The sequence below is a fragment of the Kribbella aluminosa genome (genome assembly GCF_017876295.1).
Lineage (GTDB): Bacteria > Actinomycetota > Actinomycetes > Propionibacteriales > Kribbellaceae > Kribbella > Kribbella aluminosa.
The window spans coordinates 1,192,562-1,216,250 of the sequence record NZ_JAGINT010000001.1; the positions used below are offsets into that span (position 1 = coordinate 1,192,562).

At 69.2% G+C, this 23,689-nt stretch carries 27 protein-coding genes and 1 tRNA gene; 11 read left to right on the forward strand and 17 right to left on the reverse strand.

The window, feature by feature from the left end; translation table 11 throughout:
- The first annotated feature begins 91 nt into the window (after positions 1-91).
- Together JOF29_RS05920 and JOF29_RS05925 are read left to right on the forward strand one after the other, a co-directional pair.
- Entirely contained in the window at positions 92-871 is a 780-nt protein-coding gene (locus JOF29_RS05920; RefSeq protein ID WP_209693214.1) for a methyltransferase domain-containing protein, read from the forward strand.
- Between the two features lie 3 nt (positions 872-874).
- Positions 875-1,222 carry a VOC family protein gene (locus JOF29_RS05925; RefSeq protein WP_209693215.1) on the forward strand — a complete coding sequence of 116 codons (348 nt, stop codon included), beginning with the start codon at positions 875-877 and terminating at the stop codon, positions 1,220-1,222.
- Positions 1,223-1,230: 8 nt separating this feature from the next.
- Here JOF29_RS05925 and JOF29_RS05930 read toward each other — a convergent pair whose 3' ends face one another.
- From JOF29_RS05930 to JOF29_RS05955, 6 genes are all read right to left on the reverse strand, one after another.
- Positions 1,231-3,717, reverse strand: coding sequence for an ABC transporter permease (locus tag JOF29_RS05930; RefSeq protein ID WP_209693216.1), 2,487 nt, complete (start codon positions 3,715-3,717; stop codon positions 1,231-1,233).
- A 1-nt stretch (position 3,718) separates the two neighbouring features.
- Positions 3,719-4,498, reverse strand: a complete 780-nt coding sequence (locus JOF29_RS05935) for an ABC transporter ATP-binding protein (RefSeq protein ID WP_245357461.1) — start codon at positions 4,496-4,498, stop codon at positions 3,719-3,721.
- Positions 4,499-4,596: 98 nt separating this feature from the next.
- The gene (locus JOF29_RS05940) at positions 4,597-5,265 is read right to left on the reverse strand and encodes a response regulator (RefSeq protein WP_209693217.1); all 669 of its coding nucleotides are present in this window, start codon (positions 5,263-5,265) and stop codon (positions 4,597-4,599) included.
- Positions 5,266-6,444 (reverse strand): sensor histidine kinase, encoded by a 1,179-nt coding sequence (locus JOF29_RS05945; protein WP_245357462.1) that lies wholly within the window; start codon positions 6,442-6,444, stop codon positions 5,266-5,268.
- Positions 6,445-6,518: 74 nt separating this feature from the next.
- Positions 6,519-7,160 carry a TetR/AcrR family transcriptional regulator gene (locus JOF29_RS05950; RefSeq protein WP_209693219.1) on the reverse strand — a complete coding sequence of 214 codons (642 nt, stop codon included), beginning with the start codon at positions 7,158-7,160 and terminating at the stop codon, positions 6,519-6,521.
- Between the two features lie 59 nt (positions 7,161-7,219).
- Positions 7,220-8,215 carry an acyl-CoA desaturase gene (locus JOF29_RS05955; RefSeq protein WP_209693220.1) on the reverse strand — a complete coding sequence of 332 codons (996 nt, stop codon included), beginning with the start codon at positions 8,213-8,215 and terminating at the stop codon, positions 7,220-7,222.
- A 124-nt stretch (positions 8,216-8,339) separates the two neighbouring features.
- Between JOF29_RS05955 and JOF29_RS05960 the strand changes: the two genes are divergently transcribed.
- From JOF29_RS05960 to JOF29_RS05970, 3 genes are all read left to right on the forward strand, one after another.
- Positions 8,340-8,411: transfer RNA gene (locus JOF29_RS05960), tRNA-Gln, on the forward strand.
- A 108-nt stretch (positions 8,412-8,519) separates the two neighbouring features.
- Complete coding sequence (locus JOF29_RS05965; RefSeq protein ID WP_209693221.1) at positions 8,520-9,038, forward strand: RNA polymerase sigma factor; 519 nt, start codon at positions 8,520-8,522, stop codon at positions 9,036-9,038.
- Positions 9,031-10,206, forward strand: coding sequence for a WD40/YVTN/BNR-like repeat-containing protein (locus JOF29_RS05970; RefSeq protein ID WP_209693222.1), 1,176 nt, complete (start codon positions 9,031-9,033; stop codon positions 10,204-10,206). Before JOF29_RS05965 ends, JOF29_RS05970 begins: the two co-directional genes overlap by 8 nt.
- 116 nt (positions 10,207-10,322) lie before the next feature.
- Here the strand turns inward: JOF29_RS05970 and JOF29_RS05975 are convergent, their stop codons facing one another.
- The 8 genes from JOF29_RS05975 to JOF29_RS06010 all read right to left on the reverse strand — a co-directional run bounded on the left by JOF29_RS05975 (position 10,323) and on the right by JOF29_RS06010 (position 16,020).
- Positions 10,323-10,499 carry a hypothetical protein gene (locus JOF29_RS05975; protein WP_209693223.1) on the reverse strand — a complete coding sequence of 59 codons (177 nt, stop codon included), beginning with the start codon at positions 10,497-10,499 and terminating at the stop codon, positions 10,323-10,325.
- A 53-nt stretch (positions 10,500-10,552) separates the two neighbouring features.
- Entirely contained in the window at positions 10,553-10,837 is a 285-nt protein-coding gene (locus tag JOF29_RS05980) for a hypothetical protein (RefSeq protein WP_209693224.1), read from the reverse strand.
- Between the two features lie 748 nt (positions 10,838-11,585).
- Positions 11,586-12,329, reverse strand: a complete 744-nt coding sequence (locus tag JOF29_RS05985) for a potassium channel family protein (RefSeq protein WP_209693225.1) — start codon at positions 12,327-12,329, stop codon at positions 11,586-11,588.
- 46 nt (positions 12,330-12,375) lie between these two features.
- Entirely contained in the window at positions 12,376-12,600 is a 225-nt protein-coding gene (locus JOF29_RS05990) for a hypothetical protein (protein ID WP_209693226.1), read from the reverse strand.
- Between the two features lie 214 nt (positions 12,601-12,814).
- A complete protein-coding gene (locus JOF29_RS05995) occupies positions 12,815-13,282 on the reverse strand; it encodes an NUDIX hydrolase (protein ID WP_209693227.1) in 468 nt (155 codons plus the stop codon).
- Entirely contained in the window at positions 13,283-14,290 is a 1,008-nt protein-coding gene (locus tag JOF29_RS06000; protein WP_209693228.1) for a threonine ammonia-lyase, read from the reverse strand. It abuts the gene before it with no gap.
- A gap of 182 nt (positions 14,291-14,472) precedes the next feature.
- Positions 14,473-15,048, reverse strand: coding sequence for a nucleotidyltransferase domain-containing protein (locus tag JOF29_RS06005; protein WP_209693229.1), 576 nt, complete (start codon positions 15,046-15,048; stop codon positions 14,473-14,475).
- A gap of 171 nt (positions 15,049-15,219) precedes the next feature.
- Positions 15,220-16,020, reverse strand: coding sequence for an alpha/beta fold hydrolase (locus JOF29_RS06010; RefSeq protein WP_209693230.1), 801 nt, complete (start codon positions 16,018-16,020; stop codon positions 15,220-15,222).
- A gap of 72 nt (positions 16,021-16,092) precedes the next feature.
- Between JOF29_RS06010 and JOF29_RS06015 the strand changes: the two genes are divergently transcribed.
- Positions 16,093-17,076, forward strand: a complete 984-nt coding sequence (locus JOF29_RS06015) for a phosphotransferase family protein (protein WP_209693231.1) — start codon at positions 16,093-16,095, stop codon at positions 17,074-17,076.
- Here the strand turns inward: JOF29_RS06015 and JOF29_RS06020 are convergent.
- Positions 16,995-17,333, reverse strand: a complete 339-nt coding sequence (locus JOF29_RS06020) for a VOC family protein (protein WP_209693232.1) — start codon at positions 17,331-17,333, stop codon at positions 16,995-16,997. The genes JOF29_RS06015 and JOF29_RS06020 overlap by 82 nt on opposite strands.
- 263 nt (positions 17,334-17,596) lie before the next feature.
- On the opposite strand from JOF29_RS06020, the gene glmU reads away from it, so the two are divergent.
- Both glmU and JOF29_RS06030 read left to right on the forward strand, forming a co-directional pair.
- Entirely contained in the window at positions 17,597-19,072 is a 1,476-nt protein-coding gene (gene glmU, locus JOF29_RS06025; protein ID WP_209693233.1) for a bifunctional UDP-N-acetylglucosamine diphosphorylase/glucosamine-1-phosphate N-acetyltransferase GlmU, read from the forward strand.
- 33 nt (positions 19,073-19,105) lie between these two features.
- Positions 19,106-20,086, forward strand: coding sequence for a ribose-phosphate diphosphokinase (locus JOF29_RS06030; RefSeq protein WP_209693234.1), 981 nt, complete (start codon positions 19,106-19,108; stop codon positions 20,084-20,086).
- 53 nt (positions 20,087-20,139) lie between these two features.
- Here the strand turns inward: JOF29_RS06030 and JOF29_RS06035 are convergent, their stop codons facing one another.
- Positions 20,140-20,625, reverse strand: coding sequence for a hypothetical protein (locus JOF29_RS06035; protein WP_209693235.1), 486 nt, complete (start codon positions 20,623-20,625; stop codon positions 20,140-20,142).
- 131 nt (positions 20,626-20,756) lie between these two features.
- Here JOF29_RS06035 and JOF29_RS06040 point away from each other — a divergent pair, with 131 nt between their 5' ends.
- Entirely contained in the window at positions 20,757-21,518 is a 762-nt protein-coding gene (locus tag JOF29_RS06040) for a DUF1932 domain-containing protein (protein WP_209693236.1), read from the forward strand.
- Here JOF29_RS06040 and JOF29_RS06045 read toward each other — a convergent pair.
- Positions 21,511-22,167, reverse strand: a complete 657-nt coding sequence (locus tag JOF29_RS06045; RefSeq protein WP_209693237.1) for a hypothetical protein — start codon at positions 22,165-22,167, stop codon at positions 21,511-21,513. The genes JOF29_RS06040 and JOF29_RS06045 overlap by 8 nt on opposite strands.
- 276 nt (positions 22,168-22,443) lie before the next feature.
- Between JOF29_RS06045 and JOF29_RS06050 the strand changes: the two genes are divergently transcribed.
- Positions 22,444-23,064, forward strand: coding sequence for a 50S ribosomal protein L25/general stress protein Ctc (locus JOF29_RS06050; protein ID WP_209693238.1), 621 nt, complete (start codon positions 22,444-22,446; stop codon positions 23,062-23,064).
- 47 nt (positions 23,065-23,111) lie between these two features.
- Positions 23,112-23,687 (forward strand): aminoacyl-tRNA hydrolase, encoded by a 576-nt coding sequence (gene pth, locus JOF29_RS06055; RefSeq protein ID WP_209693239.1) that lies wholly within the window; start codon positions 23,112-23,114, stop codon positions 23,685-23,687.
- The last annotated feature ends 2 nt before the right edge of the window (positions 23,688-23,689 follow it).

Consider the following 23,689-nt stretch of genomic DNA (forward strand, 5'->3'; position numbering starts at 1 on the left):
CGAGAGTACCGATCAAGACTCTTGACATCAAGACAAGTGGCGTGGTTAAAGTATCTCGATGTCAAGATAAACCGAGGGAAGGTGCAGGCTGATGCGCAGGTCACCGGTGTGGAGTCCGGAGCAGTACGGCACGTACGCCGACGAGCGGGCGCGGCCGTTCCGGGACCTGGTGGAGCGGGTCCGGGCGAGCGACGTACGGACCGTGGTCGACCTCGGCTGCGGACCGGGCGCGCTGACCGCGACGCTCCGGGACGTCTGGCCGGAGGCGACGATCCGCGGGATCGACAGCTCGCCGCAGATGCTCGAGGCGGCCGCGCCGTACGCCGACGACCGACTGAGCTTCGAGCTCGGTGACGTCCGGGAGTGGACCGGGTCCGGCCTCGACGTGATCGTCACCAACGCGACGCTGCAGTGGGTCCCCGAGCAGCTCGACCTGCTGCCCGGGTTCGTTCGGGCGCTGCGGCCGGGCGGGTGGCTGGCGATCCAGATCCCGGGCAACGGGGACGCGCCGTCGCACGCGATCCTCCGCGAGCTGGCGAACACCCCGCCGTACGCCGAGTACGCGAAGGACGCCTCGCTGCGGCCCGACGTACCGGGGCCGGCCGAGTACGTCGACGCGCTCAGCGCCGAAGGGTGTGTGGTGGACGCGTGGGAGACGACGTACTTCCACCTGCTGTCCGGCGACAACGCCGTACTGGAATGGGTGAAGGGGACCGGTGCGCGGCCGGTGCTGCAGTCGCTGCCGGACGACGTACGGCCTGCATTTGAAGCCGAGTACGGGACGCGGCTGGCGGAGGCGTATCCGCAGAAGGAGTACGGGACGTTGCTGCCGTTCCGCCGGATCTTTGCTGTGGCCCACAAGGAGGGGTGACCGATGCGACTCGATCACGTGCAGGTGTCCTGCCCGCCCGGCGGCGAGGACGTGGCGCGGGCGTTCTACCGGGACGCGCTCGGGATGACCGAAGTGGAGAAGCCGGAGCTGCTGAAGCCGCGCGGCGGGTGCTGGTTCAAGGCCGATGCCGCCGAGATCCACGTCGGTGTGGAGGAAGCGTTCACTCCGGCGAAGAAGGCACATCCGGCGCTGGCGGTGGACGACCTGGATGCGCTCGCCGCCAAGCTCACCGATCTTGGTTTTCCGGTGACCTGGGACAACGAGACGATTCCCGGCCGCCGGCGGTTTCACACCGCCGACGGACACGGGAATCGGGTGGAGATCGTGTAGCCGCCGGCTTACTCGGTGGCCAGTGCGCCGGCCGGGGAGACCTTGGCCGCGCGGCGGGCGGGCAGCACCGAGGCGAGCAGGCCCGCGACCGCGGCGACGGCGGCGATCGCGATCAGCAGCGTCCCGGGTACGGCGTACTCGACACCGCCGGTGACGGTCTGCCCGCCCATCAGCGCACTCGTTCCGGTCCAGCCGTAGACCAGGCCGAGGACGATCCCGAGACCGGCCGCGACCAGTGCCATCAGCAACGACTCGACGGCGAGCATCCGGCGCAGCTGGCGCCGGGACAGACCCATCGCCCGGAGCAGCGCGTTCTCCCGGGTCCGCTCCAGCACCGACAGACTGAGCGTGTTGCCGACGCCGACAAGGGCGATCAGTACGGAGACCCCGAGCAGGCCGATCCCGACGATCAGCAGCACGTCGAAGATCTTCGTGTACGTCGACCGCTCGGCCAGACCGCCATCGACGCCGAGGTCCTTCACGCTCGGGATCGACTGCTGGACGGCGTCGATCACGTTCGGGCCGTTGGCGTTCGGGTCCGTGGCCAGCCAGTACCCGCTCACCGCCGCGTTCGGTGCCAGCTTCGCGAGATCGGTCGAGGTGACCGTGATCGGGTCGAGGTGCCCCACCGACATCCGGACCGTGAGGCTGAGCTTGTGCTGCCCGGAGACCATCGTGATCTGCGATCCCTCGGTAAGCTTCAGCCCCTGCATCACCCGGTAGGCGACCAGCGCCGTCCCCGGCTCGAGCTGCCCGGCCAGCTGTTGGTTGTGGATCACCGAGCCGGCCTTGTCCTGGTCGATCCCGGTGACCGCGAGGTCCTCGCTACCGGCCTTCGCGTCCACGCTGCCGGCCTTCACGTCCACGGAGCTGACCGGGACGACCTGGGTGATGCCCTTGATGTCGCGGAGCTGCTGCTCGGCGTTGGCCGGCATCTTCTCCTTGTATCCCGTCACCACGAGGTCCACCGGGTACTGCTGGCTCATCGACACGTCGAACGTCTTCTGGACCGAGGAAATCCCGACACAGGTCAGGCTGATCAGCGTGACGCCGATGAGCAGCGCGGACGTGGTGGCCGCGGTCCGCTTCGGGTTCCGTACGGCGTTCGCGACCGCGATCCGGGCGGGTACGCCGCCACCGCGGGCGGGCAGTGCGCCGAGCAGCCGGATCAGCGCCGGTACCAACAGGGAACCGACCGCGAGCACACCGAGGAACGAGATCGCGCCACCCGCGGCGCCGATCAGTACCTGGTGCATCGCGGCGCCGGCCGCCAGCAGTACGCCGCCACCCGCGAGCAGCAGGAAGCCGGCGAGCAACCGCAGTACGCCCGCCCTTGATCCGGCCGCCGGGGCAGCCTCCGGACGGAGCGCGGCCAGCGGTGCCACCTTGGTCGCACGGCGCGCCGGGACGACGGCGGCGATCAGCGTGGCCAGCGTGCCGAGCAACAGCGGAACGAACACCGACGCCACGTCCAGGTGCAGCGGCACCTTCGGGATGCCCCAGTCGAACTCGCGGGACAGCGTCAGCGCCAGCGCGGACAGCGCGACGCCGAACACCACGCCGATCGCGGACGCGACCACGCCGACCACGCTCGCCTCGGCGAGAACGGACGTGAACACCTGCCGCCGGGACGCACCGACACAGCGCAGCAGCGCCATCTCCCGGGTGCGCTGCGCGATCACGATCGTGAACGTGTTGCCGATCACCAGGCACGCCACGAACAGGGCGATCAGCGCGAACATCCCGAACACGCCGCCGAGTACGTCGATGCCGTGCGTGTAGCCCTCGACCTCGTGCTGGATGAACTCCGTGCCGGTGTACGTCGTCAGCTCACCCGCCACCACCGCGCGGGTGGCGTCGGCGAGCTGCACCTGGGAGACGCCGGGCTTGGCCGCCAGCGCGATCCCGCGGACGAACGCGTCCGGGGAGATGACCTTCATCGCGGCCGGCGTGACGACCGCGGGCGCCGTCCCGACGGAGTTCCCGTCGTCGATCAGGCCGACCACCCGGAGCGTCCAGGACTTGCCGTCGTACGAGCCGATCCGCAGCTGGTCGCCGACGCCGACCTTGTGCTTGGCCGCCTGCCGGGCCGCCAGCGCGATCTCGTTCGTTGCGGTGGGCAACCGTCCGGACGAGGTGCCGGGCCCGGCGATCACGGTGGTGTCGTGCAGCTCGTCGATCTCGATGCCGGTCGGCCGGACCTGATCCGGGTACGCGGCGTTCAGGTACGCCGTGGTCAGCGTGACGACCGCGGCCGCTTGCGGGACCTGCTTGGCCTTAACGATGTCGGCCGGCGAGACCGTCGCCCGCGACGGGTACACGACCGCGTCGATGCCCTTGTACTGCGCGCCGACCGTCTCGTCGATGCCGTGCGACGCCGACGAGTGCACGATCATCGCGAGCGAGCCGAACCCGACCCCGAGGACGATCGCCAGGCAGGCGGCGACCAGGCGGCCCAGGTGGGCGCGCAGCGAGGCGAGGAGTGAATGTCGCACGTCAGGCCCCCAGCTGCCGCAGCGCGTCCAGAACGCTCTCCGGGGTGGGCTGCTGCAGTTCGCCGGCCAGTTTGCCGTCGGCGAGCATCACCACGCGGTCGGCGTACGACGCGGCCAGCGGGTCGTGGGTCACCATCACCACGGTCTGGCCGAACTCGCGGACCGAGCGGCGCAGGAATCCGAGCACCTCGGCCCCGGACCGGGAGTCCAGGTTGCCGGTCGGCTCGTCGGCGAACACCGCCTCCGGCCGGCTGACCAGTGCCCGGGCCACCGCGACCCGCTGCTGCTGACCGCCGGACAGCTCCGCCGGACGGTGCGTGAGCCGGTCGCCCAGGCCGAGGACGTCGATCAGCGTGTCCAGCCACTGCTGGTCGGGCTTGCGGTTGCCGAGCTCGAGCGGGAGCAGGATGTTGTCCTTCGCGGTCAGCATCGGCAGCAGGTTGAACGACTGGAACACGAAGCCGATCCGGTCCCGGCGGATCTTGGTCAGCTCCGCGTCCGCCAGCCGGGTCAGCTCGGTCTCGCCGAGCAGCACCTGGCCGCTGGTCGGGGTGTCCAGCCCGGCCAGGCAGTGCATCAGTGTCGACTTGCCGGACCCTGACGAGCCCATGATCGCGGTGAACCGGCCGACCCCGAAGTCCACCGAGACCCCGTCGAGGGCGGCCACCGCGGTGTCGCCCTGCCCGTACACCTTGCGCAGCTCGTGGGCGCGGATCGCGGTCCGCGGCGTACCGTCCTGCGGCAACCGGTCGACCGCGGGCTGCGGTGTCTGCAAGCTCATGTCACTCCTCGACTCAACTGAACGTTGGTGACGAAGTTAGTGAGCGCGGCGACTGATCTCGTCGGACCCCAGACTGGACTCCGAGTACGACCTGGGTATTACTTGGTCGGTTTCACCAGTCCGGTCTCGTACCCCAGGACGACCAGGGCGACCCGGTCGCGGAGGCCGGTCTTCGCCAGGATCCGCCCGATATGCGTCTTGACCGTTGCCTCGGACAACGTGAAGAGTCTGGCGATCTCGGTGTTCGACAGGCCGCGGACGACCTCGATCAGCACCTCGCGCTCGCGAGCGGTCAGGTCGGCCAGGTCGGGGCGCTCGGTCTCGGTGTCGGGCAGCGCGCCGGCGAAGTGCTCCAGCAGGCGTTTCGTCGTACTGGGGGAGACGACCGCGTCCCCGGAGTGCACCTGGCGGATCGCGGACAGCAGGTCGGCGGGCGGGGTGTTCTTGAGCAGGAAGCCGGCCGCGCCGGCCTTGATCGCGGCGAACGCGTACTCGTCCAGGTCGAACGTGGTCAGCACGATCACTCTTGGTGCCTGAGGCAACGAGTTCAGCTGCCGGGTGGCCTCGACGCCGTCCAGGCGGGGCATCCGGACGTCCATCAGTACGACGTCGCACGCCGTCACCTGGATCTTCTCCACCGCCTCGCCGCCGTCACCCGCCTGCCCGACCACCCGCATGTCGGCCTGCGAGTCCACCAGCATCGTGAACCCGGCCCGCACCAGCTCCTGGTCGTCCACGAGGAACACCCGGATGACGTCGTCGTTCACTTACCCTCCGTTGGGCAGGTTGTACGGCAGTCTGGCGATCACCTCGTATCCGCCGCCTGCCTTCGGTCCGGCGCTCACCGTACCGCCCGAGACCGACACGCGCTGCCGCATCCCGACCAGCCCGTGACCCGGATCCGCGCTCGGCGCGACCCCGGCCCCGTGGCCGTCGTCGGTGACCACCACGGTCAGCATCTCGCGCCCGAAGTCCAGCGCGACGGAGGTGCGCGCTCCCGGCCCGGCGTGTTTCAGCGTGTTGGTCAGCCCCTCCTGCACGATCCGGTAAGCCGTCAGCCCGAGCAGCGCGGGCAGCTCGCGGGGCTGCCCGGTCACCGTGTACTCGACGGCCAGGCCGGCCTCGCGGACGTTCTCGATCAGCTCCGGGAGGCTGGAGGTGCCCGGCTGCGGGCGCGCCTGGTCCGGGCCGAGCTCGGACTGCTCGTCCTGTTTCAGCAGGCCGAGCATCTTCCGCATCTCGGTCAGGCTGGCGCGGCCGGTGTCGCCGATCGTGGCGAGCGCCTTCTTGGCCGCCTCCGGGGACTGGTCCGCGGCGTACAGCCCGCCGTCGGCCTGGACGATCATGATCGACAGCCCGTGCGCGACCACGTCGTGGATCTCGCGCGCGATCCGGGTCCGTTCGTTGCTGACGGCGAGTTTCGACTCCCGGTCCCTGGTCCGTTCGAGCTGGGCGGCCCGCTCCTCGAGCTGGGCGACGTACAGGCCCCGGGTCCGGCGGCGTTCGCCGAAGGCCCAGACGGCGAACACGAGCGCGGCCAGCCCGCCCATCGTCGTGACCTGCTGCTTCCAGCCCGAGTTGGCCCAGTACCGCGACGTCGCCATCAGTACGCCGAGGCCGCCGATGCCCAGGGCGATCCGGCTCAGGCGGACATCGCCGTACACGGTGATCGCGTACAGGGCGACGAGCAGGCCGACGTTGCCGGGCTGCAGTTCGACGCCGCTCAGCCATTGCAGGCCGGCGACCGAGCAGACGGCGAAGAAGACCAGTTCGGGATGGGTACGGCGCCAGATCAGCGGCACCAGCATCCCGAACGCGAGCAGTCCGCCCATGCGCGCCTGGGCCAGCGACAGGAACCCGAACACCATGCACAGCCCGCCCGCCAGCAGCAGGTCGAAGGCCTTGCTCCGGGCAGGCAGCGGCCGCGCGGTGAACATCCCCGTCATGCCCGCCAGATTACGGGGTGGCTGCCGGGTCGGGGTCATGCTCAGGGCGGATGTCGGCGTACGACCGGAGTCGTCTAGTGGTGTGGACGGGTGGAGAGGGTCGGCTTGGCCTCGAGGCCGGACAGGCCGTTCCAGGCGAGGTTGACCAGGTGGGCGGCGACGTCCGGCTTCTTCGGCTTGCGGGCGTCCAGCCACCACTGGCCGGTGAGCGCGACCATCCCGACCAGCATCTGCGCGTACATCGGCGCGTTCCTCGGGTCCAGCCCGCGGCGCTTGAACTCCTCGGCCAGGATGTGCTCGACCCGGGTCGCGACATCGCTCAGGATCGAGATGAACGAGCCGGTCGACGACCCGACCGGCGAGTCCCGGACCAGGATCCGGAAGCCGTCGGAGTTGTTCTCGATGTAGTCCAGCAGCGCCAGCGCGGCCTGCTCGACCAGTTCGTGCGCCCGGCCTGCCGTCAGTGACTGCGTGACACCGTCGAGCAACGCCCGGACCTCGCGGTCCACGACCACGGCGTACAGGCCTTCCTTGCCGCCGAAGTGTTCGTACACGACCGGCTTGGAGACCTCGGCGCGGGCCGCGATCTCCTCGACCGAGGTGCCCTCGTACCCCTTCTGCGCGAACAGGCCGCGGGCGATCGTGATGAGTTGCTCGCGACGCTCGGCACTGGTCATCCGGATCCGGCCGGACCGCCGCGGTTTGGGTTCCGTCACGTCGTGATCACGTCAGCATCATGCCGTACTTCCGGTGTAGCCGGTGGGAGTTTTACCGGTCAGGCCGCTTTGAGAGTTCGCGGCGTGGCGTCGGTGCGGCGAGCCTCGAGACGCTCGCGGACCGGCCAGCGGATGTCGGTCGCCCAGCCCATCTTCTCGAAGAACCAGATGCACCGGGCCGACGTGTCGAGTTGGCCCTTGAGTACGCCGTGCCGGGCGCAGGTCGGGTCCGAGTGGTGCAGGTTGTGCCACGACTCGCCCTGGCTGAGGACCGCCAGCCACCACACGTTGCCGGACTTGTCCCGGCTCTTGAACGGCCGGTCGCCGATCGTGTGGCAGATCGAGTTGATCGACCAGGTGACGTGGTGCAGCAGCGCGATCCGGACCAGGCTCGCCCAGAAGAACGCGGTCAGCGCGCCCGTCCACGACCAGGACCAGAGGCCGCCGATGACCGCCGGCGCGAGCAGGCTCACGGCCACCAGCAGCGGGAACATGCGGGAGACCGTGACCACGTCCTTGTCCCGCAGCAGGTCCGGCGCGTACTGCCGCTGCGGGGTCTGCTCGGTGTCGAACAGCCAGCCGACGTGCGCGTGGAAGAAACCCTTGGTCAGTGCGCCCATCGTGTGCCCGTACTTCCACGGGCTGTGCGGATCACCCTCGCGGTCGGAGAACTTGTGGTGCTTGCGGTGGTCCGCCACCCAGCGGATCACCGGCCCCTCGATCGCCAGCGACCCGGCGATCGCGAGCGCGATCTTCAGCGCCCGGTTCGGCTTGAACGACTTGTGCGTGAACAACCGGTGGAAACCGATCGAGATCCCGTGGCCGGCGATCGTGTAGAACACCACCGCCAGTACGATGTCCCGCCACCCGAGGAACCCGCCCCACGCGATCGGCACCGCCGCCAGCACGGCCAGGAACGGGATGCCGATGAACAGCCCCAGCGCCACCTGCTCCCAGAGCTTCTTCTGCTCACCACCGAGTGTCCCGGTGTGCACATCGTCGACAGGCGCGGTACGGGTGGGCGCGTCCGGCAGGGTCGCAGTGGGTGGAGTCATGACCTGTTCTTCTCTCGGCTCCAGGGGTCGTTACCTACGCCACCGTAACCTACGGACCCGTAGGTAAGGAACCCCTCAGCGTGTCATCCACGCCACTCATGGCAAACTGTCCCGGCAACCACGATCCCCCGTGGGGTAATCGGCAGCCCGCGAGACTTTGAATCTCGAAGACCAGGATCGAAACCTGGCGGGGGAGCTGGCTCCAACCCCGGCTCGGGACGCCCTGAGCCGGGGTTTTTCGTGATGCAACCGGATCGGTCTGCCGGGACTCGTGAGGGCAAAGGGTCCGATCTGGGGAGTGGTGATGGCTGACGGCGACACGGCCGACATGGTGCGGGAGCTGTACGAGGGGTGCCACCGGCGGCTGGTCGGGCAGCTGTTCGCGATCTGCGGGAACCTGGGCGAAGCCGAGGACGCGGTACAGGAGGCGTTCGTCCGTGCGGTGGAGAAGCCCCGGCGGTTCGCCCAGCTCGACAACCCGGAGGCGTGGCTCCGTGCCGTCGCGCTGAACGCCGTACGCCGGCGCTACCGGCGCGCGACCCGGTTCCACGGGTTGCTGTCGCGCGCGGGCGCCACGGCGAGCACGACGGCCGGGCTGTCCGCGGACCGGGTCGCACTGGTCGAGGCCCTGCGACGACTCCCGTACGAGCAGCGCGAGGCGATCGTGCTGCACCACATCGTCGATCTGCCGGTGCGTGAGATCGCCGTACAGCTGGGTGTTCCGGAGGGGACGGTGAAGGCGCGCCTCTCCCGGGGCCGGGCCGGACTGGCCCCGCTGGTCCACGAGTTCGCCGACGACGCCGAGGAGGTCAGCCATGTCTGAGCTGAAGGAACTGTCCTGGGAGATCCAGGAGACCGTCGAGCCGTTGCCCTTCGAGGCTCTGGAACGCCGCGGCGTTCGCCGCCGGCACCGTCGGCAGGCGTTGACCGGCGCGGGAGTCGTCGTCGCCGTGACGATCGCGGTACTGGCCGTCGTCCTGCCGCTCCGGAACCTGACCGGCACGGAGCGACCGCCGGCCGCCGGAACCGCGGGCTCGATCCCGGTCGACCAGGCGGCCGAGAAGCTGATCGGGGACAAGAAGTCGGGTGCGGTCGACATCGCGTTCGCCACGCCGACGCGGTGGGCCTCGGTGTGGTCGTCGCCGCAGCCGGGATATACGTACGCTTCCGCCGCGGTGCTGTTCCGTGACGGGGTGCGGGCCACCGCGCCGGTGCGCAAGAACGGGTACGTCCCGGTGCGGAACGGTGCCGACGTACTGGCACTGTCGATGCCGACGAGCATGAAGGGGACCGATCCGGCCTGGGCCCAGTCCGTGATGGTCCGCCTGACGGATCAGGGCCGGGTGGAGAAGAAGCTGCAGTGGGCTCCGCCGACGAGCGAGTTCGCCGAGCAGGACGTGCTGCTGGGATACGGCACGCTCCGGGCGCTGAACCCGGAGACCGGCGTACTGCGGGAGGTGAAGATCCCCGGGATCGACAACGCCCTGCAGCCCCAGCGCGACAGCACCGGCCGATGGTGGCTGATCGGCGCCAAGAACAGCGGCGTCGGCAACATCTACTGGACCGACGACCACGGCAGGACCTGGGGCCACTCCGTCATCAGCCCAGGTCGAGGAGGCGGCCAGCTGGGTGTCAGTCCGGACGGCCGGACGCTCGTACTGATCCCCGGCAGCAAGCCCGGTGCACCGGACGTACAGGTGCCGCTGCGGTTGTCCACCGACCGGGGCGAACACTGGACGACGGTGGCCGGCCGCGACGCGCCGTACCTGTCGTCACCCGTTGCCTTCGACAACGGAACGGGTCTCGCGCTCTATCAGGGCAAGACCCGCGAACTGCTCCGGCCCGGCGCCGGCACCCCGCTCACACCACCGACCGACCTGGGCGGGCTGACGGCAGTCGGCGACTTCGTCTACGGAATGCAGTACCACGGCAACCAAGCCATCACGACCACCGACCACGGCAAGACCTGGAAGTACTTCCTACCCCGCTGAGGGTTCGCACGGCGGGGGCGCGAGGAGCTGAAGTCCACCGATGCGGTCTACGAGTTGGGTTCTGGGACCCAGCAGAGGCAGAACGGGTGGCCGGCCGGGTCGGCGTAGACCTGGACTCAGCGGTACGTGGTTGGGAGCGTGCTGCACACCGAGTGCCCACCCGCCGTCGACCCAGATCGCCCGCCACGTGCTGCCCACTCCTCGACCCGCCCGTCCAGGAACGCGCCCCAGAACGCACTCTCCACATCGATGTCGGCAGCGTCGAACACGATCATCCGGTGCTTGACATCCATGCCAGGCAGTCTGCGGTCATTTGCAGGAACACCTAACTGTTACTGCGAGGCCGCTACCGGCGGCGGTGCGCGTGGATGACTGCGGTTGTCCATGCTGCGAGGGCCATGACCAGGCCGATTGCTGCGCCGGTTGCGGGGGAGTTGGTGAGGCTGCCGATGAGTGCGCCGGTTGCGGTGAGCGTGAGTATGGCGACGATCAGCAGGCCGAAGGCGTCGCCGCCGGTGCCGAGGTCTCGGAGGCGTTTGGCGAGCGGTCGGTTGGGTTTCATGGTCAGCAGCAGTTGTGCACTCACGACGACCGCGACCACCAGCGCGAGCAGATACGGCACGGTTCCCACCGGAACAGTCTGTCGTATTTCAGCCGGCGGGTTGAGGCGTCGGCGGACTCCGGCCGGGACGGGGGGTTCGAGGAGGGGCTGGTCGACGCGTACCTCATCCAGTTGTGGCCGGCACGTGCTGAGCCGACGCGATCCTGCGCGTGGGGAGCGCCGACGCCGTGTACTGGCACGACGCTTCGGGAACCGTCGTCCATGATGCTTTACGCGTTGGTTCCGGGAACCCAACAGAGGCAGAACGGGTGGCCGGCCGGGTCGGCGTAGACCTGGACTCCGCGGGCAGCGGCCATCAACTGGTGGCAAGGAGTGCTGCGGTGGCGCAGGAGCACAGGGCTGGCGGTGGTGGAGACGACTAGGGAGACGAGCAGACCGAGGCCTGACGCCAGTAGGACACGAGGGCGTACGGCGCGGCGTACGCCGACAACCACCAGCGCCACTAACCACAACGCTTGCAGGCCGCCGAGCAGCCAGTACGCATCCACCGGTCACCGATGTCGCGCGGGAGGTCGCGGCAGCGGTGGGACCCGGTGAATGCCGCGCCCCAGGTCGGAAATGCGAGTGCCAGGCTCGCTGCATCACCACCGCCGGGGGGAACCGTCTCCACCGCCTCAGTGTGCGGCACCGTTCGCGTGAGGCGACGTCGGGGACAGCTCGCGGTGTCTGTGAACAGGCAATTGCATGTCCCGCGACCCTTTCGACTGTCTCCGGTGGGTTGCCGAGACGCCGGCGTTGGCGTCCAGTTCCTCAGAGGTCACCTGTCGGTCCGATCTCCCGCCTGTGCGTTGTTGAGTTGGGTGCGGAGCGCAGCTAGTTCGGCGGTGAGGGCTGCGAGTTGGTCCGGGGCTTGTGCACCAGCCCGTTCGGCGGCACCGACGTGTTCCACGAACCACGAGGCGAGGGCAGCGGTGATGGTGCCGACCAAAGCGATGCCGCCGACCATCAGGCCGACGCCGACCCACTTTCCCTGCACGGTGGTGGGGAAGTGATCCCCGTATCCGACGGTCGTGATCGTGGTCACGGCCCACCATGCCGCATCGCCGAAGGACTTGATGTTGGCATTCGCGGCGCCACGTTCTGCGTCCAGGACAGCCACGGCCGACACGAACCCGAGCAGGCCGACAGCGCCGACGACGTACGCAGTGGTCTGGCCGCGGAAGCCCATCGACGCGCGACCGAGCCGGGCGAGTGCTGTCGCAGCCCGCAGAGCTCGCAGGGGACGCAAGAGTGGCAGGGCGAGGACCAGCAGGTCTGGAATGTGATCCCGCACGAACCGAGGCTTACTGGGTGCGAGCGCCAGGCGGACGAGGTAGTCGACACCGAAGGTCGTCCAGATCGTGACGTTGGCGACCGAGCAGGCGTGGACCCAACCGGTTGGTAGATCAGGCTGGAGGATGGGCCACGCGTAGACCACGAGGAACAGCACGGCAGCGGCGGTGAGTAACCAGCTGGTACGCCGTTCGTACGTCGCTGAACGTTCTGAAGTCGAACTGACCATGCCAACAGAACAGCACAGCGCGCCGGATCCGACATGCTCGCAGCTTTCAGGACCGCTGCGGATGTCTCATGCGACCGCACTCTACGATGCGGCCGTCGGCGGTCTCGGCGACGAGCAGCAGAGTTCCTGGTACGTCGACCAGTTGCGGCCAGGTGGTGTCGAAGGCCGTGCGTTCGGGGGTGAAGGAGGTGGCGAAGGCGCGGGCCAGCGGCCAGACGTGGTCGGCGTCGTCGAGGCGGGCCGGGCGGATGCGGATCGGCTGGTCGGGCATGGGACCAAGTCTCACAGCTCGTCGGCGAGGGCGGGTTGGCCGCAGCCCTTGTGTAGAAGGGCCTGCGGTGACGGACGTACAGCAGGTGGCGGGGGCTCGTACGGCGGTAAGGTTCGGGCGGTGATCATTCGGCGGGTGTGCGCGGCGGACATCGCGAGGGGCGGTTGCCGGCGGGCTGCGTGATCGCGGGGATCTGGTGTACGACGAGGTGTGGTTATGGACGAATGTCGACGGGGGTGCTGGGGATGCCGTCGGTGAGCAGGGTGGTCAGTAGGCGGCCGAGGTTGGGCGGGAAGACCGTGTCGTGCGTGGCTTCGAGTTCGTGGGCGTGCCACCAGTCGAAGGTGAGGATCGTGCGGGATTCGTACGGGCTCAGCTCGGCGGGGGACGGGTCGAAGTGGTCGACGCGGTGCAGCAGCCATTCCTCGTGTACGTCGTAGCGCTGGTCGTCGTGCTCGTACGTGTGGTCGCGCCACCAGACGCGTGTGCCTGCAGGGAGATCGCGGAGGCCCGTTTCCTCGTAGGCCTCGCGTGTGGCGGCCTGCTGGAGGGATTCGCCGGGCTCGATGCCGCCACCGACCGGGTACCACCAGGTGGCGTGGGTGTGGGGGTTGTGCGACTGGATGAGGAGGAGCCGGTCGTGGTCGTCGAGCAGGAGGAGTTTGACTGCTTGGCGGACCATTCAGATCCAATTCCGGTACTTGGTCTGGTCGACGTTGCTGCCGCAGATGATCGTCGTCACGGGGCGGTCGGCGAAGCGGGCCGGGTCTTCGAGGACGGCGGCGATGCCGAGGGCGGCGGACGGTTCGGCGATCAGGCCGGCGTGGTCGTGGAGCAGGCGGATCGCGGTGATGATCGAGGATTCGTGGACGAGTACGGCGTCGTCGGCGACTACCAGGAGGTCTTCCAGGACCTCTGGGATCGGGTGCCGGCCGGCCACACCGTCGGCGATCGTGTTGGTGGTGTCGGTGCTGACGACGCGACGCTGGTGCCAGGAGCGGGTCATCGCGGGGGCGCCGTGCGGTTGCACGCAGACCACCTCGACGTGCGGGGTAAGCGTCTTCAGCACGTACCCGATCCCGGTCGCCATCGCACCACCACCGAGCGCAACCAGTACGACCGGTCGCCCGTACTCCGGCGGACGGTCGGCGGACCTGAGCGGCCGAAGCGGGTCGTCGTACGGCTCGAGGCAGGGGACGAGTTCGAGGGCGATGGTGGCGGCGGCTTCGCAGGTCTCCAGGTCGAGGCTGTCTTCCAGGAGGCGGATGCCTTCGGAGTGGGCGATCGCGGCGGCCCGTTGGCGGGCGAGTTCGTGGTCGCCGTCGACGAGTTCGAGGGTGGCGCCGAGGGCGCGGATGCGGTCGAGTTTGGCGGGGGTCGCGAAACGGGACGCGACGACTGTGACGTCGAGGTCGCGGTGGCGCCCGGACCAGGCGAGCGCCTGCCCGAGGTTGCCCGCGCTCGCGCACACCACGGCGCGGGAATCGCTGCGGGCGAGCTGATCCGCGACGACCTCGGTAGCGCGGCCTTTGAAGCTGCGTACCGGGTTCGCGGTCTCGAGTTTGATGTTCAGCGAGCACCCGAGCACCGGCTCCAGCGCCTCACACCGGTACAGCGGGCTGTCCAGGAACACCGGATCGATCACCCGCCGCGCCGCCCGGATCCGCTCCATGTCGAGTCGCGTCTGCATGTCGGCAGCCTAGGTGTTCGGCGATCCTTCCCGGGTTGTCCTAGTCGTGCCGGCAGCAGTCGAGGGTGGCGGCGGTCGGCCTCGCGTGATGGCGCCGGAGGTGGTGCTGGTTGGAGGCACTCGGTGTGCAATGCCCCGTGGTCTCGTGCCGCTGTTCCAGACGCCACCCCGGACCCAGGTGTCTACTTCAGGTGCGCCAGCCAGTTGTGGTCGGGGTGGCGGGGTGCGATGTGGTTGTGGAGCCAGGTACGGCGGGGTGCGTCGAGGAGGTCGGCGACGTCGTGGAAGTCGTCGGTGTCCTTCGTGCGGTCGGAGCGGGACTTGAACAGGAGCGCGATCTCCGGCGCCAGGTACGGCAGGCCGGCGGAGGTCGTGAGGGTGATGTCGTCGAGCGATTTGCGGATGGTGCCGCGGCCGCGGTGGTAGACCCAGTCGTCACCGTCGGAGGCCGCGAGGATGATGCGGACCGGGGTCGGGAACAGGTCGTCGGGGAAGGCGAGTACGTCGGGGCCGGGGGTGAGCGGCTCGCCCGGCTGCCACGGGCGCTGGACTCCGGTGTTCGGGTTCTCGACGGTCGGGCGCGGATCGGTGAAGGTGGCGGCGACGAGGTCGAGGTCGCGGGCCAGGACGAGTACGTCGACGTCGGTGTGCGGGCGACGTACCCGATCCGCGAACAGGTCGAGCGCCCATCCGCCGGCGATCCAGTAGCGGCCGGGGTAGGCGGCGAAGTACGCATGTACGGCGTTCAGAGAATGCATGACGGGACTCCCTCGCATGAGGTCGGATGCGGTGAGCCCCGGTGGGAGAGTCAGAGCCGCCGAGGTTTTCGGGGCGGCACCGCGCATGATCTGCGCATAAGAACCACCTCCTCCACGCTCTGACACTCGACCCACGAGGCTAACGGTGTCGCGCCGGTCCCGCACTTGATTTCAGTCCGCGAGGAAGTGGCGGATGTGGTTGGACCAGGTTTCTGGTTGTTCGAAGTGGCACATGTGGGCGGTGTCGGGGATGACCTGGAGCTGGCTGGGGACGGCGGTGTGCAGGCGGTGGGCGAGTTGGACGGGGAAGCCCATGTCCTTCTCGCCGTGCAGGATCAGGATCGGCCGGGCGAACTCGCGGAGGATCTGTTCCGGGTCGCGGGTGCACCACGGCTGTGAGCGTTCCTCGGACCAGTCGCCGAGGTCGGTGCCGAGGGATTCGAGCAGGTGCAGGTACTCCGGTGCGCGGTCGAGGTCCCACACGAAGACCGTCGAGTTGCGGAGCGCGCCGTTCGCGTCGTCCTCGATCCGTTGCCGCCGGTGGTACTCGGGCCAGTCGGCCAGGTACGGCGCGGCGTCCGCCAACGGGTACGCCGACGTCGACGCGAGCACCAACCGCCGTACCTGCTCCGGATGTACGTCGACGAACTGCATCGCCGCCCGCCCACCCGTCGAGAACCCCACCAGATCGACCACCCCGAGCCCGAGCCGCGAGATCAGCCGGGACGTGTCGCGTACGACGTACTCCGGCTGCAGCTCGTCCGCCGGCAACCCCCGACTGCTCCGCCCACACCCGCGGAAGTCGAACAACACGACGTGATGATCCCGCGCCAACGGCTCGAACCCAGGCACCAGATACCCATGTCCGACATCGGGCCCACCATGGATCACCACCACAGAAGGCCGCTCACTCCGCCGCCCGAGCTCCCGCACGAACAACGTCACGTCGCCCACATCCACCAACTCACCCATCCACCCACCCTGCCAGCACCCACCGACAGAAATCAGCGGACAGGAGGCGAGGGTCTGGCTAGGGTCACGGGCATGTCGTACGCCGAACAGTTGCGCGGGCTCGGGTTCCAGGCGCCGGAGGAGTTGGCGGTTGGTATGCAAGGGGCGGTCTACCGGCTCGGTGCGGGCAAGGTCGCCAAGATCTGGTTCCACGCGCAGGAGCGGGAGCTGCGGATGCTGGGGGAGTTGTACGACGCTCTGCACGGGCGGCTGCCCTACGCGACACCGCGGATCCTGGAGCTGCACCGGCCCGGACCGTACTGGGTGACAGTCGAGGACGAGCTGCCGGGCGTCCCGTTGCACACGGTCGCAGCGCCGTACGGCGAGCCGGGGTGGGAGCGGGCGCGGGACTGCGTCGTCGAGGTCGTGGAGGCGCTCGCGCAGGTGGAGGCGCCGGAGGTGCTTCGGCGTACGGCGGTGCTGGACGAAACCGATCCGTTCCGGCCCGAGGGTATGGCGTGGAGCGAGGCGTTGACGGGGTTGCTCCGGCGGCGGGTGGAGCGGTTCGGGGATCAGCTTGCGCCGGTCATCGACGACTTCGGGACGAAGATCGCGACGTTGCTGGAGCTGCTCGGAGAGCTGAAGGAGCCGGACGCGCGGCTCGTACACGGTGATGTGACGAGCGGCAACATCCTCGTCGACGAGGACCTCCGGCCCGTCACGCTGCTCGACTTCGGGCTGTCGACGATGGCGGGCGACCCGGTGTTCGAGGCGGCCGCGGCCCGCGAGCGTCATCGACCTGTGGTCGCCCAGGGTCCGCGAGATCGAGGCGGCGTACGACGCGGCGTTCACCGCCAGGCTCGGGTACGACGGCGGACAGCTGCTCGTCTACCGCTGCGCGTACTCGCTGATCATCGCGAACGCGCACAACGACGACCCGTACGGCCGCGACAGCCACGTCCCGCTGACCGCGAAGTTCTTCAACACACCCGAGGTCACGGCGTTGCTGTCTCGATGACGCAGAACACCGTTCCGTCGGGGGCTTTCAGTACGACGAAGTCGGCGTCCGGCGGATAGGTCCACTCGACGCGCTCGGCGCCCAGCGAGATGAGCCGCTCCACTTCGGCTTCCTGCGTCGAGCCGTCGACCCAGAGGTCCAGGTGCGTCCGGTCCGTCTCGTCGAGATGGAGCCGGGTCGGCCGCGCGCCCGCGGGCGGGAGCAGGAAATCGGGATTGCCGGCCTGGCCGGTGAAGCCGAGTGCCGCACGCCAGAACTCAGCTGCCGCGCCGTTCTGCGGGACGTTCAGGACGATTGCTCCGAGGGTGAGGGCCATGGTCCCAAGGTTGGCAGATCCGGCTCGTCGTGCGTCCAGGTGGACCTGCGCGCACGCAGAACCGGCAGCCGTACCGTGTCTCGGCGTCGAAATGGCGGGTTCTGCATGCGCGCAGGACCAGCCTGACGAGGGCGTGGGGTTGCTTTCGGCTGGGGCGGGGGTTGGTGGTTCTGGGGAGCAAGTAGGCTTGCGCGGGCGCTGTTTCGGGTGCCCGTGCTGATACTGGTTGAAAGAACTCGCAGGGAACTCGAGGAGAAGACCGCGTGACTTCCCATCGCCCCGCGGCGGTCGTGATCATGGCCGCCGGTCTCGGAACCCGGATGAAATCGGCGACCCCGAAGGTGTTGCACGAGATCGGCGGGCGCACGCTCGTCGGTCATGCCGTGCTCACCGCCCGGGCGCTGACCCCCGAATACCTCGTGGTCGTGGTCGGCAACGGCCGCGAGCTGGTCGAGGAGCACCTGAGGGCGGTCGACCCGGAGGCCCGGACTGCCGTCCAGGAGCAGCAGCTGGGCACCGGCGACGCCGTACGCGCCGGTCTGACCGCCGTGCCGGAGAGCTTCGACGGTTCGGTGATCGTCACGTCGGGTGACGTCCCGCTGCTCGAGGCGGAGACGCTGCACGACCTGGTCGCCGCGCACGACAAGGACGGGAACGCGGTGACCGTGCTGACCGCGCGGGTCCCGGACCCGACCGGGTACGGCCGGATCGTGCTCGCAGCGGACGGTACGGTCGCCGCGATCGTCGAGCACAAGGACGCGACCCCGGAGCAGCGGGCGATCGACGAGATCAACGCCGGCATCTACGTCTTCGACGCGGCTACGCTGCGTGACGGTCTCAGCCGGCTGACCACGGACAACGCGCAGGGCGAGCTGTACCTGACCGACGTTCTCGGCATCGCCCGGACCGACGGCAAGCGGGTCGGCTCGCACGTCACCGACGACGCGATGCAGACCGAAGGCGTGAACGACCGCGTTCAGCTCGCCACGCTCCGCGCCGAGCTGAACCGCCGTACGCTCGTCAAGCACATGCGTGAGGGCGTCACGATCGTCGATCCGAACACCACCTGGGTCGACCGGACCGTCGACCTGGCCCGCGACGTCACGCTGCTGCCGAACACCCAGCTGCACGGCGCGACCGCGGTCGGCAGCGGTACGACGATCGGCCCGGACACGACGCTCACCGACGTCGAGATCGGCGAGGGCGCGACGGTCGTCCGGACGCACGGTTCACTCGCGGTGATCGGCGACGGCGCCAGCGTCGGCCCGTTCGCGTACCTGCGCCCGGGCACCAGGCTCGGCGTGAAGGGCAAGATCGGCACGTTCGTGGAGACCAAGAACTCCACGATCGGCGACGGCGCCAAGGTCCCGCACCTGACGTACGCCGGGGACGCGACCATCGGCGAAGGCGCGAACATCGGCGCCGGCACGATCTTCGCGAACTACGACGGCGTCTCGAAGCACCCCACGTACGTCGGCAGGTACTCGTTCATCGGCAGCAACTCGGTGCTGGTCGCCCCGCGGACGATCGCGGACGGTGCGTACCTGGCGGCCGGTACGGCGCTCACCGAGGACGTCGGCCCGGGCGAGATCGCGGTCGCCCGCGGCCGGCAGCGCAACATCAAGGGCTGGGTCGCGCGCAAGCGGGCCGGCACCAAGACGGCCGCGGCGGCCGAGGCGGCGCTGGCGGACCAGCCGGACGCCGAGCCGGACTCGAAGCCGGACGAGCAGCAGGCCTGAGCAGGACACGCGAGGACAACGGGAGGCGCGGCGATGAGCGGGATGAAACGAACCACCGAGAAGAACCTGATGGTCTTCTCCGGCCGGGCCCATCCCGGTCTCGCCGAGGAGGTGTCCGCGGAGCTCGGCTCCGGCCTGGTCCCGACCCAGGCGTACGACTTCGCCAACGGCGAGATCTACGTCCGGTTCGAGGAGTCGGTGCGGGGCAGCGACGCGTTCGTGATCCAGAGCCACACGTCGCCGATCAACGAGTGGATCATGGAGCAGCTGATCATGGTCGACGCGCTGAAGCGGGCGTCGGCCAAGCGGATCACGGTCGTACTGCCGTTCTACGGGTACGCCCGGCAGGACAAGAAGCATCGTGGCCGGGAGCCGATCTCGGCCCGGCTGATGGCCGACCTGTTCAAGACCGCGGGTGCGAACCGGCTGATCTGCGTGGACCTGCACACCTCGCAGATCCAGGGCTTCTTCGACGGCCCGGTGGACCACCTGATGGCGCTGCCGATCCTCAGCAGGTACGTGGCGGAGAAGTACGGCGACCAGCAGCTGGCCGTGGTGTCGCCGGACGCCGGCCGGATCAAGGTGGCCGAGCAGTGGTCCGCCCGGCTGAACGGCGCGCCGCTGGCGTTCATCCACAAGACCCGCGACATCGACCGCCCGAACGAGACGGTCGCGAACCGGGTCGTCGGCGAGGTCAAGGGCCGGGTCTGCATCCTGGTCGACGACATGATCGACACCGCGGGCACGATCACCAAGGCCGCCGACGCGCTGTACGCCGAGGGCGCGGCCGGCGTGGTGATCGCGGCCACGCACGCGATCCTGTCCGGACCGGCAGTGGACCGGCTGAAGAACTGCCAGGCGAGCGAGGTGATCGTCACGAACACGCTGCCGATCGCCGAGGAGCGCCGCTTCGACAAGCTCACCGAGCTGTCGATCGCCCCGCTGATCAGCCGAGCGATCCGCGAGGTCTTCGAGGACGGCTCAGTCACCAGCCTCTTCGACGGCCGCGCCTGACCACCCCGCCCGGCGCCGGGTGGAAGGCCCGGCGCCGGGCCGCGTCGCCCGCGTCAGGGGCTGATTCGGCGGCCGCTGACCGTTCCGGTGCCGGTGTTCAGGACCTGGGTTTCGCTCATCGGCGCGAACACGGTGACCTGGTACTTCGCTGTGAGCTTCCCGTGCGACACCGAGCCCCACACCCGCACCCGGATCGTCGGCCCGGGTGAGTTCGGTCCCTGCGCACCGGCCTGCCCGGTCCACATCGTCACCCGGAACGACTTCCCCTCGGACGACCACGTGCCGGTGAACGGCGGGCCGGCCGGGCTGATGTCGTGCGACAGGAACACGCCGCCGCCGGCGAAACTCAGCACCAGCCGGATCTTGGCGGGCGACCCGGTGTCCTGCCGCGCGCACATCCAGCTGCCGGCTAAGCCGTTGCTCTCGCCGCCGTCCGCCAGAGCCGGCGTGGCCGTGGCCAGGCCGGCAACCGCTACCCCGCCTGCCGCGATACCCACACCCCTGAGCGCCTGCCGGCGCCCAATTGCGTTCTCACTCATGAACCCTCCCCCTGAGAGCCGCTGTTTTCTTCCACGCTGCACACGGATCCGGCGGGTTGGCAACGGTTTGGCGCGCACTATCACTGACATAGGTTTGGTGGTGACTGACCGGATCGAAGATCGGACGCCGCATGCGGATCGCTGTGTTCCACCCCGGGGCGATGGGCTCGAAGCTCGCCGCTCAGCTGGTTGTGGCCGGCCACGAGGTTCACTGGGTGCCGGCTGGCCGCAGCGAGGCCTCCAAGGTGCGGGCGGACGAGGCCGGTCTGATCGGTACGCCGTTCGCTGAGGCGGTCGCGCTGGCGGAAGCGGTGCTTTGTTCGTGCGCACCGCAGGGTGCCGTCGATATCGCGAGGCAGGTCGGGCGCGCGGGCTTCGGCGGCGTGTACGTCGAGGCGAATCCGTTGTCGCCGATGTCACTGCGGGAGGCGCAGTCCGCCGTACCCGAGGCGACCTTCGTGGACGCCGGGGTCGTCGGCCCGCCGCCGACCGGCGGGACGAGCCCGACGCACCTGATGCTCTCCGGTACGGCGGCGGACCAGGTCGCCGGGTGGTGGACGGGTACGGCGGTCACCCCGATGGTCGTCGGTGCCGAGCCGGGCGCGGCCAGTGCGGCGAAGTCGTCGTACGCGCTCTACAACAAAGGCAAGGCGGCGCTTGCCGTTCTGGCGTTCCAGCTCGCCGAGAAGCATGGCGTGACGGACGCACTCGTCGCGCAGCAGACCCGCGCGGACGCCGGTTCGCTGAAGGACCCGAACCTGCCCGACCAGTTGCGCGCGGTCGCCTGGCGCTGGGGCCCGGAGTTCGACGAACTCGCCGAGACCCTCGACGACGCAGGCCTGGAAGGCGACGCGGCCCGCGCTCTCCGCCAGGTCTGGACGTCCCTCACCTGACCCCGTAGTCCTCGATCACGAACGGCGGGAGCAAGTCGATCAGTTGGGTCATCGCCTGCAGGCGGGCGAAGACGTCCGGGACGGCGAAGCTGCCGTTGCTCCAGGAGATAAAGGCGTTGCCGGCGATCTGCCACTCCAGGCCAGGGTTCGCGAGGACGCACTCCATCATCCGCGGGTGCATCACCGCCGACCCGTACCGGTCGTCCAGGCATTCGACCCGGAAGCGCTCGTTGAACTGCTGGTTCTCGAGTTCCAGGTCACGGCCGCGGAACATCCGGAGGCCGTTCTCGCGCGTCACCGTGATCGGCGGCAGGGCGGTCGGGAGGGTCAGCGCGACCAGGTTGGCGTGGTGCGTCTGGGTGGTCTTGCCGTTGCTGGTGACGTAGGTGTAATCGAGGACACACATGCCGCGACCGTTGTACTCGCCGGCGTACGTCTCGCCGGGGTTGCCCTCCCGGAACAGGTTCGCGGCGATCTCCGTCAGCCACGGGTTCGGCGGGACCGGTTTCCAGCCGACCGACTGCACCTGCATCGCCCGCTGCATCAGCTCGTTGCGCCGACGGCGAGCGGCGTACACGACCAGCATGGTCAGGCCGCTGATCAGGGCCGCCGGGAGCAGCAGGATCAGGAGGAGAGGCGCGGCGTACACCCCGGCAACTTAGCCCAGAGCCGGTCCGCGAAACGGGCCACCCAACCGGTCGCACAATGGCCTCGTACCACGGATTTCCCGTCTGGCCGCGCTCGTGGGTAGACTGTTTTGGTTGCCTCGGCGAGGGACGCCCCCCGAGAACTGTTGGGCGCGGCTCCGTGATCGACGCGGTGGTTCGTTGCCTGACGCCTTCTCCGGGGTCAGCAGGGCGCCCGCTGAGGCCGCACCCGAGTTATCCAGACAACAGATCACCGCAACGCTTTGAGGAGTTCAGTCGTGGCCGAGGTCAAGATCCAAGCCGAATCGCGTACGGAGTTCGGCAAGGGTGCTGCCCGCCGAATCCGCCGGGACAACAAGGTTCCCGCCGTCCTCTACGGCCACGGCAGTGACCCGGTGCACATCACGCTGCCCGGTCACGACACCATGCTGGCCCTGAAGACCGCCAACGCCCTGCTGCTGATCGAGGTCGAGGGCGGCGAGTCCCACCTGGCGCTGCCGAAGCAGGTCCAGCGCGACCCGATCAAGGGCTTCATCGAGCACGTCGACCTGGTCATCGTCCGGCGCGGCGAGAAGGTCCAGGTCGAGGTCGCCGTGCACCTCGAGGGCGAGGCCGTCTCGGACGCGCTGGTCGTCACCGAGCACGCGTCGATCCTGGTCGAGGCCGAGGCCACCGACATCCCGACCCACATCGTGGTCTCCATCGAGGGCCTGGAGATCGGCGCGCAGCTGCACGCGTCCGACCTGACCCTGCCGGCCGGCTCCACGCTGGCGATCGAGCCGGACACCCTGATCGTGAACGTCACCGCGCAGCCGACGGCCGAGCAGCTCGAGGCCGACACCGAGGGCGGCGAGAGCGCCGATGCCGCCGCCGAGCCGGTGGCCGCCGCCGCCGAGTAGTCTGCAGCTCGGCAGCGAACAGCAGAACTTCGGGAGGGCCGGGATCCGTGGCGGACGACGTGTGGTTGGTCGTCGGACTGGGGAATCCCGGCCCTTCGTATGCCCGCACCCGGCACAACATCGGGCACCTGGTCGCCGACGAGCTGGCCGCCCGGACCGGGGCGAAGTGGAAGCAGAGCAAGCAGGTCAGGGCCGAGGTGATCGAGACCCGGATCAGCGGGCTGCGGACGGTGCTGGCCAAACCCCGTTCGTACATGAACGAGTCCGGCGGCCCGGTGTCCGCGCTGCTGAAGTTCTTCAAGCTGGAGCCGGCCAACCTGGTCGTCGTGCACGACGAGCTGGACATCGACTTCGGCGTCCTGCGGTGCAAGTTCGGCGGCGGCGACAACGGCCACCAAGGGCTGAAATCGCTGCGCAAATCGCTTGGCACCGGTGAGTACTATCGAGTCCGGTTCGGTGTGGGTCGTCCGCCGGGCCGGCAGGCGCCCGCCGACTTCGTCCTCAACGAGTTCTCCGCGGCCGAACGCAAGGACCTCCCGTTCGCCGTCGACCGGACCGCGGACGCCGTCGAGTCCCTGCTCACCGACGGCCTCGAAGCAACCCAAGGGAAGTACAACTCTTGAAG